The sequence below is a fragment of the Dietzia sp. DQ11-38-2 genome (assembly GCF_014145055.1).
In the GTDB taxonomy this organism is placed as follows: Bacteria; Actinomycetota; Actinomycetes; order Mycobacteriales; family Mycobacteriaceae; genus Dietzia.
The window spans coordinates 3312-12348 of the sequence record NZ_JAALDW010000482.1 but is presented as its reverse complement, the minus strand read 5'-3'; the positions used below and the strand labels follow the sequence as shown (position 1 = coordinate 12348).

At 70.6% G+C, this 9037-nt stretch carries 9 protein-coding genes and 1 tRNA gene; 6 read left to right on the top strand and 4 right to left on the bottom strand.

Features of this window, described 5'->3' with window-relative positions; translation table 11 throughout:
* Positions 1-149: 149 nt before the first annotated feature.
* Positions 150-1115 carry a nitronate monooxygenase family protein gene (locus G6026_RS15110; protein WP_107755484.1) on the top strand — a complete coding sequence of 322 codons (966 nt, stop codon included), beginning with the start codon at positions 150-152 and terminating at the stop codon, positions 1113-1115.
* Positions 1116-1119: 4 nt separating this feature from the next.
* Entirely contained in the window at positions 1120-1671 is a 552-nt protein-coding gene (locus tag G6026_RS15105) for a helix-turn-helix transcriptional regulator (RefSeq protein WP_182613654.1), read from the top strand.
* A gap of 31 nt (positions 1672-1702) precedes the next feature.
* Here the strand turns inward: G6026_RS15105 and G6026_RS15100 are convergent, their stop codons facing one another.
* Positions 1703-2743, bottom strand: a complete 1041-nt coding sequence (locus G6026_RS15100) for an NAD(P)H-quinone oxidoreductase (protein WP_182613653.1) — start codon at positions 2741-2743, stop codon at positions 1703-1705.
* Positions 2744-2879: 136 nt separating this feature from the next.
* Here G6026_RS15100 and G6026_RS15095 point away from each other — a divergent pair.
* A tRNA-Ser gene (locus tag G6026_RS15095) sits at positions 2880-2965 on the top strand.
* A 24-nt stretch (positions 2966-2989) separates the two neighbouring features.
* Here G6026_RS15095 and G6026_RS15090 read toward each other — a convergent pair.
* Positions 2990-3454: an SRPBCC domain-containing protein gene (locus G6026_RS15090; RefSeq protein WP_107755487.1), complete on the bottom strand. Its 465-nt coding sequence runs from the start codon at positions 3452-3454 to the stop codon at positions 2990-2992.
* Positions 3455-3470: 16 nt separating this feature from the next.
* Here G6026_RS15090 and G6026_RS15085 point away from each other — a divergent pair, with 16 nt between their 5' ends.
* The 3 genes from G6026_RS15085 (at position 3471) to G6026_RS15075 (ending at position 6477) form a co-directional block, all read left to right on the top strand.
* A complete protein-coding gene (locus tag G6026_RS15085) occupies positions 3471-3827 on the top strand; it encodes a metalloregulator ArsR/SmtB family transcription factor (protein WP_182613652.1) in 357 nt (118 codons plus the stop codon).
* 140 nt (positions 3828-3967) lie between these two features.
* Positions 3968-5239, top strand: a complete 1272-nt coding sequence (locus tag G6026_RS15080; RefSeq protein WP_107755489.1) for a lipase family protein — start codon at positions 3968-3970, stop codon at positions 5237-5239.
* A 2-nt stretch (positions 5240-5241) separates the two neighbouring features.
* On the top strand, positions 5242-6477 hold the full coding sequence (locus G6026_RS15075) for a prolyl oligopeptidase family serine peptidase (RefSeq protein WP_182613651.1): 1236 nt from the start codon (positions 5242-5244) through the stop codon (positions 6475-6477).
* A gap of 29 nt (positions 6478-6506) precedes the next feature.
* Here the strand turns inward: G6026_RS15075 and G6026_RS15070 are convergent, their stop codons facing one another.
* Entirely contained in the window at positions 6507-7472 is a 966-nt protein-coding gene (locus tag G6026_RS15070; protein ID WP_182613650.1) for a prolyl oligopeptidase family serine peptidase, read from the bottom strand.
* 223 nt (positions 7473-7695) lie between these two features.
* On the bottom strand, positions 7696-9037 hold a 1342-nt coding region (locus tag G6026_RS15065), incomplete at its 5' end, for a 5'-nucleotidase C-terminal domain-containing protein (RefSeq protein ID WP_241728119.1).

Below are 9037 nucleotides of genomic sequence, written 5' to 3'. Positions count from 1 at the left end.
GAGGAGATCTACCCGGTCGGTGCGCGGTGAGGTGATCAGAACGCTCCGCTGGCGTGCGCCCGGTGTTTTGTGCAACTAGTTGCATAAAACGGTGGGCGGCCGTACGGTCGGGGACAGCCGACCCCATACCGGTCTCGAAAGGACAGCTCATGGCCCTTCCCTCCGTGCTCGCCGGCCCGCTCACCGTCCCGGTGGTCGCCTCGCCGATGTTCATCTATTCCGGCCCGGAATTGGTGGCCGCGCAGTGTCAGGCCGGGGTGATCGGGTCGTTCCCGGCGCTCAACGCGCGACCGCAGTCGGCCCTCGGGGAGTGGCTGGACCAGGTCACCGAGAGCAACGCCGCCTTCGCCGCGGCGAACCCGGACCGGTACGTGGCCCCGTTCGCCGTCAACCAGATCGTCCACCGGTCCAACGACAGGCTCGAGCAGGATCTGGCGACCGTCGTCGAGCACGAGGTGCCGATCGTCATCACCTCCCTCGGTGCCCGTACCGAGGTCAACGAGGCCGTCCACTCCTACGGCGGCATCGTGCTGCACGACGTGATCAACGACAGGTTCGCCCGCAAGGCCATAGAGAAGGGGGCCGACGGGCTGGTGGCGGTGGCCGCCGGCGCCGGGGGACACGCCGGGACGCAGTCGCCGTTCGCCCTGATCCAGGAGATCCGCGAGTGGTTCGACGGCCCGCTGCTGCTGTCCGGGGCGATCGCCCACGGCCGGTCGATCCTCGCCGCGCAGGCCGCCGGCGCCGACCTGGCATACGTGGGCTCGGCGTTCCTCGCGACCGAGGAGTCCCGCGCGGCCGACGAGTACAAGCAGATGATCGTCCGGAGCAAGGCTGAGGACATCGTCTACAGCAACCTCTTCACCGGCATCCACGGGAACTACCTCCGGGGCAGCATCGAGGCGGCCGGGCTGGACCCGGACGACCTACCCGTCTCGGATCCCACAGCCATGGACTTCGGCTCCGGTGGGGGCGCGGACTCCAAGGCGTGGCGGGACATCTGGGGCGCGGGCCAGGGCGTGGGCGCTGTCTCCACGTCGGGCACCGTGCGCGAACTGGTCGAGCGGCTCCGCGCGGAGTACGAGCAGGCGGCGTCCGCCCTGGCTGCGCGCTGACACCGTGTCACTGAAGTTCGCGATTCTCACCTCTCTGACCGAGCGGGCGGGGAGCGGGATCGAGCTGGCACGGCGGTTCGACAAGTCGATCGGGTACTTCTGGCCGGCCACCCACCAGCAGATCTACCGGGAGCTCGACCGGCTGGCGGAGTCCGGGCTGATCCGGGAGCTCCCTCTCGAGGGCGCCCCCTCGCGGGGTAACCCGCGTCGTTTCGAGGTCACCGGGGACGGCCGGAGGCTGCTCACCGAGTGGATCCGCGAACCGGACGAGCCGGACCCGATGCGGTCCACCATGGCGGTGCGGGTGCGTGCCGCGGCCGCGACGGGGGCGGTCGACGAGGTCCGGGAGGCGCTGCGGCATCACCGGGACCAGCGGGCCGACAATCTCCGCCGGTACCGCGAGATCGAGGACCGGGATTTCGCCCGGCCCGACCCGGCCGACGCCCGCGACCTCCTCCAGCACCGCGTGCTCACGCTGGGGATCCAGGTGGAGCAGGCGTGGGTGAGGTGGTGCGACGAGGTGCTCGAGATGCTGGACCAGCTCCAGGCGGGCTGAGAGTCGCCCTCCGGAACACGGCGCCGGCACGTCAGCCGACGGTCAGCAGGATCTTCCCGTGGCTCTCCCCCGACTCGAGCAGGGCCAGCGCCTCCGCCGCGCGCTCGAGCGGGATCTCCCGGGACACGCGGGTGGTCACGTCACCCGCCGCGACCATCGGCCACACGCAGTCCACCACCTCCCGGCAGATGCCGGTCTTGCCCCCGGGACCGTCGACCGGGCGGGCACGGAGGTTGGTGGCCAGCACGCCGGCTCGGCGGGGGAGCAGGGCCCCCAGGTTCAGCTCTCCCTTCACCCCGCCCTGCATGCCGATCACGATCAGTCGGCCGTCCGGGGCGAGTGAGGCGATGTTGGGCTCGAGGTACTTCGCGCCCATCACGTCGAGGATCAGGTCGACGCCACGGCCCCGCTCGTCCGCGTCGGTCCATTCTCTGACCCGGTCAGGGAAGTCCTCCTCGCGGTAGTCGATGACCAGGTCGGCGCCGAGCTCGCGACACTTCCGCACCTTCTCCGGGCCTCCGGCGGTGGTGGCCACGCGGGCGCCGAGCGCGCGGCAGACCTGGATGGCGTGCGAACCGATGCCCCCGGCCCCGCCGTGGATCAGCACCCGCGGGGCCCCGAGGTCCGTGTCGCCCCAGCGGGCCTCGGGAGACAGGACGCCGCGGCCGAGCCCGCCGGTCATGACGAGGTTGGACCACACCGTGCACGCCACCTCGGGCAGCGTCGCGGCCTCGTGGAGTGATACGCCGGCGGGAACGGGCATGACCTGCCCGGCCGGCACGGCCACCTTCTCGGCGTACCCGCCGCCGACCAGGAGCGCGCACACCTCGTCGCCGATGGCCAGGCCTTCGACGCCTTCGCCCACGGCCGAGATCCGTCCGGAGCACTCGAGTCCGAGGATCTCCGACGCTCCGGGCGGCGGCGGGTAGAGGCCCTGGGACTGCAGGAGGTCGGCGCGGTTGACGGCCGTGGCCGCCACGTCGATGAGGACCTCGCCGGGCCCGGGGTGCGGATCGTCCACCTCGGTCAGCCGGAGGGAATCGGGACCGTTGGAATACTCGATGGCCTTCATGCCTCGACCGTAGCCGCGATGGCCGCGGCCGGCAGCCGGGCTGGGTGTGGGCGGGAGGGTCCACTACGATGAGCAGCGTCGTCCACGCGTGTTCCACGTGGAACCACGCGCCCTGGCGTGTCGTGGCGGACGACGGGGAAGTGTGGCAGAGCGGCCGAATGCACTCGCCTTGAAAGCGAGCGTGCCTAAACAGCACCGGGGGTTCAAATCCCTCCACTTCCGCCCCGGACGTCGACGTGACCGCACTCAGGCGTAGTAGCCCTCTCGCAGGTTGATGCCGTGCTCGACCCACGCCTTGAGTGCGGTGAGCATCATCGTCCACCCCTCGCAGTTGCCGAAGGCGCTCTCCGCGCCGCCGGGCGTCACGCGCCAGGCCCGCTCGGTGATCGTGACCAGCGTGCGCGCGCCGTCGTCGATCGGTTCGAACTCGAAGACCGTGGTGGTCTCGGTGTCCGTGGCCTCGACGCCCTCCCACCTGATGACCAGTCGCCGGGGTGGATCGGCCTCGACCACCGTCACCGGGAATCGGCCGGGGAAGTCGGCGAACTCCCACGAGACCTCCGCGCCCGGCTCGAGCCTGCCACGGGCGCCCCCGGTGGTGAAGTAGCGGGACAGTTGCGCGGGGTCGGCCACGGCCTCGTAGACGGCGTCGACGGGCCGCCCCACGCGGCCCGAGACGGTGAAGGTCAGTTCTCTCAGCACTCCAGACATGTTGTAGATTTACAACATGTATGACGGTGCGCGCAAGGGTGCGGACGACGACGACGCCGTGTTCAAGGCTCTCGCCGCCCCGATACGGCGGCGCATGCTGGACGCGCTCAAGGACTCGCCGCGCACGACCGGCGGTCTCTGCGCCCTGTTCCCCGACATCGACCGCACCACGGTGCTGCAGCACCTGCGCGTGCTCGAGCGCGCCGACCTGGTGGCGGGCCGCAAGGTCGGCCGCGAGCGCCACCTGTCGCTCGCACCGCTGCCGATCAAGCGGATCCACGACCGGTGGATCGGTGAGTACGCCCGCGCGGCGGTCGATCTGCTCGAACAGCTCGACGCAGAAGGCGACCAGCTAAACCACCAGGACGAATAATCACCTGTTTACACACGGTGGTCCCTGCTGGGATGATCAGAGAGATCTCGCAGTGAGAGTGGGGCCGTCCACCGCCGTCGAGCGGCGACCCGGCCCCACCACCACATCCTCTGAGCGCGACGAACCGCCGGGAGTGCGCCATGGTCGGCACGAGCACCGCCATCCGTCAGATGCGTGGGGGCGTCGCGTGCGCCCTCGCCCTCCTCCTCCTGGTCTGCGCCGGTGTCGGCGCCGGATCGGGAGCGGCCGGGGCCCAGTCCGCCGCTCCGCCACCCGTGCCTCTGCCGTCCGCCGATCCGTTCTACACCCCGGACGGGCCGATCGCCGATCTCGCGCCGGGAACGGTGATCAAGAGCAGGACCATGACCTACGGGTCGCTCGAACTCGCCACACCGCTCACCAGCACCCAGGTGCTCTACCGGACCACCGATCAGGCGGGCGCGCCGAGCGCGACGGTCGCGACGGTTCTCAGGCCCCTGGTCCCGGGGCCCCCGAGGCTCATCTCCTACCACATGGCCTACGACGCGCTGGGCTCCGAATGCGACCCCTCCTACACCCTGACCGGGAACGGTGCCCCGGGCCGGGCCGCGATCGCCGAGCAGGGTGTGATCGGCGGATATCTCGCGGCCGGCTACACCGTCGTCGTTCCCGACTACGAGGGACCGGACCTCGAGTGGACGATCGGGCGCCAGTCCGGCTACGCCGCCCTGGACGGTGTCCGCGCCACGATCGACCATCTGGGACTGCCGGCGTCGACGCCGGTGGGGCTGGCCGGATATTCCGGCGGGTCCGTGCCCACCCAGTGGGGTGCCGAGGTGGCGCCGACCTACGCCCCGGAACTCAACATCGTCGGCGCGGCCGCCGGAGGACTGCCGGTCAACGTGGCCCACAACCTCCCGTACGTGAGCGGGAGCGCCACATGGGCCGGGGTCATCCCCGCGCTCGTCGTGGCCTACCAGCGAGCGTATGGGATCGACACCGACAGTTTCCTGTCGGACTACGGCCGCCACCTCGTCGAGATCGTCAGCTCGCAGTGCATCAACGCCTTCGCCGCCGACTACCCCGGACTCACCGACGCCCAGATGGTCCGCGCCCCGTACACGTCCCTGCTGGACATCCCGGCGGTGGTGAGCGCGATCGGGGACAACGTGATGGGCACGGCGGGCACGCCGAGGGTCCCGATGCTGCTGGCCGTGGGCGACGTCGACGGGATCGGCGACTCGGTCATGGTGACGGCGGATGTCGCCGGTCTGGCGTACGAGTACTGCACCCGCGGTGTGGCGGTGACCTACGCGCAGTACGACGGCCTCGCCCACTCCGAGGCGTTCGCACCCTTCCAGGTGCAGACGGCCCAGTTCCTCGCCGACCGGTTCGCCGGCCTCGCACCCACCACCAACTGTCAGGGGACCTGAGCATGTCGACCTTCTTCTCCGCCCGGACCCACCGCGCGCTGAGCGCGGGGTTCTACAAGGATCCGGATTTCGACTACGAGGTGCGGTGCCTGCTCGGGGCCGTCGCCTACGGCGCCGCCGAGGCCGGGGAGGTCCTGGCGACCGTGGACGGGGTCGGCGACGGCGACCACGATCACTGGTTCCACGCCTGGCACGACCTCGGGAGCGGGGTCCACGCCGCGGCGGACCGGGAGGCGGCGGCCGGTCGGACGGTGACCGCGTCGATGGCCTACCTCCGAGCGTCCACGTATCTCGCGGTGGCGGTGAACGCGGCCAGCGGCCTGCGGGACGAGGGGCAATTGACGTCGACGTTCCGCCTCCAGCGTGCGAGCTGGGAGCGCTTCGTCGACACCACCGACCGGGTGATCGAACGGGTGTCCATCCCATGGGAGAAGGACACGATGCCCGGGTGGTTCCTCCGGCCGTCGACCGAGCCCGGACCCCGCCGGACACTGGTGATGGTCAACGGCAGTGACGGGGCGACCAGTGGGCTCTGGCACAACGGTGCGGCCGGCGCGCTCGCGCGCGGATACAACGTGCTGCTCTTCGACGGACCGGGCCAGCAGTCGATGCTGTTCGAGCGCGGGATCGGCTTCCGCCCGGACTGGGAGTCGGTCCTCACCCCCGTCGTCGACTTCCTCCTGGACCGCTCCGACGTCGACGCCGGAGCGCTGGCCGTGTACGCCATCAGTCAGGGCGGGTTCTGGGTCTCGCGGGCGCTGGCCTACGAACATCGCTTCGCCGCAGCGGTCGCCGACCCCGGAGTGGTGGACGTGGCGGCGTCGTGGACCACGCACATCCCGTCCAGCCTGATGACGCTGTTCCGCGCGGGCAAGAAGGAGGCGTTCGACCGCGACATGTCACTCGGGATGGAGTTCTCCTCCTCCACCGCGCGGACGTGGGCCTTCCGTGCCCGACCGTACGGGGAGACCGGGTACTTCGACACCCTCGCCGCGGTCCACCGCTACTCGCTGACCGCCGACGAGATGTCGGACATCACCACCCCACTGCTCGTGACCGACCCGGAGGACGAGCAGTTCTGGCCCGGCCAGTCCGAGCGGCTCGCCGAGGGCGCGGGCGGCCCCACCGAACTGGCCCGGTTCACCGCTGCCGAGGGTGCGAACTACCACTGCCAGCCGCTGGCCCGACAGCTCACCGATGCGCGGATGTTCGGCTGGCTCGACACGGTCCTGAGCTGACCTGACCGCCGGCTCGCGCCGATCTCGGCTCAGGCCGTGGTCTCGTGGAGTTCCGCCGCCGACACGTGGCGGATGATCTCGAGGACCCGCGGGTAGGCGCGGGAGTCCCCTGACACGAGGGAGCCGTGGTCCTCGTCGTTGAACAGGACCATCTTGGCCTTCCCCCCGGCGCGGCCGACCGCGTCCACATAGCGCTGGGAGTTCTCCGGCCCCACGGTCACGTCGCGGGCGCCGTGCATGGCGACCACCGGGGTATCTGTGGCGATGTTCTGGATCGGATCGACCTTCGCGTAGCGCTCCGGCACCTCCGCCGGGGTCCCGCCGATCGCGGTGACGATCCTGTCGTCGCCATGGGTGGCCGCGTAGACCATGTCCAGAGGGCCGGCGATCGAGATCACCCGCGTCGGGCGGAACGCCGGTTTGGCGCCGACCTCGTCGTCGTCCAACGTGTGTCGCGTTCCGGCCCACACGGCGAGCTGGGCTCCCGCGCTGTGCCCCACCACCAGTTCGTCGTCGGTGGTGATCTGCGGGAACTTCTTGTCCACCTCGACCACGTGGTCCATAGCGCTCGCGACGTCGTGGAACGTGGTCGGCCATCCGCCGCCCGAGCCCACCCGTCGGTACTCGATGTTGTAGACGGCCATCCCGCGGTTGGCCAGCGTTCGGGCGAGCGGGTCGAACGAGTCGGCCCCGATCTGGTCCCGCCACGCCCCGCCGTGGATGAGGACCGCCAGGGGGATGGAGTTGGGGAGCTGCTCCCCGGCGGGCAGGTAGAGGTCCGCCCAGTTCTGCTCCGGATCCGAGGTGCCGTTCGTGGGGTACTCGAACCGCTGGACGGTGACCTCGTCGAGCCTCACCGGGGCGCGGAGGTCGGTCACCACGACCGGCGCCGCGCCGGTGGTCACACATCCCGACCCCAGTGCCAAGGCGGTCGCCAGGACCACGCCGATCCGCGCGGCTCTCGTGGGGCGGTGACAACGTCGTCGCTGCAGCATGACCACCATTTTCTCAGGCACGAATCAGAAAGAAGGAATAGCCGACTCATGCTGGACGCAGTCGCCGTTCACCACAGTCCGGTGAGGGGCGCCGGACGGCGTGGTGAAATCGATCTTAGAATGAGCGGCGCGAAAAACCTAAGGGTTCCCTACCGGATTCCGGTGACCGCAGGTGAGGAGGAATGTCGGGCCGCGATCTGCAGGCGGGCGGCGGTCTCCACGCCTACCGGAGCACTTGGACCCGCCCGGTGTCAGGCGCGCTCAGGGGGCCCTCGTCGGTGACGTACCGGATGAGCGCGTCGATGTCCGTCAGGCCCGCCTCCCGGCGATCCCCCCGCTCGGCGAGGGGCGAGCCCCTGAACTCGGGAGAGGAGAGGAACTCGTTGACCACGACCGTGTACTCGCGGTCGGGATCGACCGGCTGGTCGTCGACCAGCAGTTCGGAGACCCTCGCGCCTGCCGGTCGCCGGGTGTCCACGGTGTAGCGCACGTTGGACGAGACCGCCGGGCCGTTGTCGCCGATGTCGTCGGCGAAGTAATCGAACGCCGCTCGCAGTTCCCGCCCCGTCACGGTGACCAGGTAGAGGCGGTCGCCGTAGGGCTGCACGGTGTGCAGGGTCGCGTAATCCAGGGGGCCCTGGGGCAGGTCTGTCCGCAGCGAGTCCGGGTTGGACAGCGCGAGCTGGGCGCCCCTTCCCCGGGTGGCGTGGAGTTGGCAGTCGGCGATCACGTCGGCCAGCGGGGACTCCCCGTTGGAGTCCATCCTCCGGGGGATCGTCTCGGTGGCGGAACCAAGGGGCGTGCGGGCCTCCGCGGTCGCGGCGGCACCGGCCTGGCGCGCGAGTTCCTCGGTGCCCGGGTCGGGTGCGATGTCGGCGTTCACCGTCTGGTTGAACGCCGAGGTCTGGGGACGGATCACGTCGCCGGTGGCGGGATCGACGGCGAGGTCGACCACGGCGACCGACCGTCCGTGTGACGCCGGCGCCACCACGACACGCTCCTCGTTCTCCGCGTCCCTGACCCGGCAGGTGGCGGGACCGCCCGAGGCGCCGACGATCAGCGCGTCGACCGCGGGATCGAGGCGTGTGATCAGGTCGAGCTCGGTGAGTTCCTCCGGGCAGGCCCCGGGGTCGAGGTTGCCGTGCACCGTGGTGGACTGCACCAGCCCCACGATCGCCTCCACGCCGAGGAACTGCAACGCGTCGACGGTCTCGTTGACCGCTTTCACGGGGTCGGAGAGCCGGGTGGTGGTCTCCGGGGCGCTGTCGGAGGGGACGGTGACCGCCACGATTCCCACGCGCACGTCCCCGACCCGTTGGATCGCGAACGGGAAGGTGGGTGCGGCGTCGGGGGAGGGGATGACGTTGGAGGCCAGGAAGGGGAAGGCCGCGCCCCGGAACGGGGGAAGGGGCGGGTCCACCCGGCAGTCCTGCTCCGTACGGCACGCCGGTCGAACCAACTCGCGGATGTGGTCGGCGCCCTTCTCCAGCTCACGCCTCCCGACGCCCGCTCCGTTCACCCCGAGGCGGTTGAAGAACTCGACGGTCGGCCGGTCACCCAGCAGC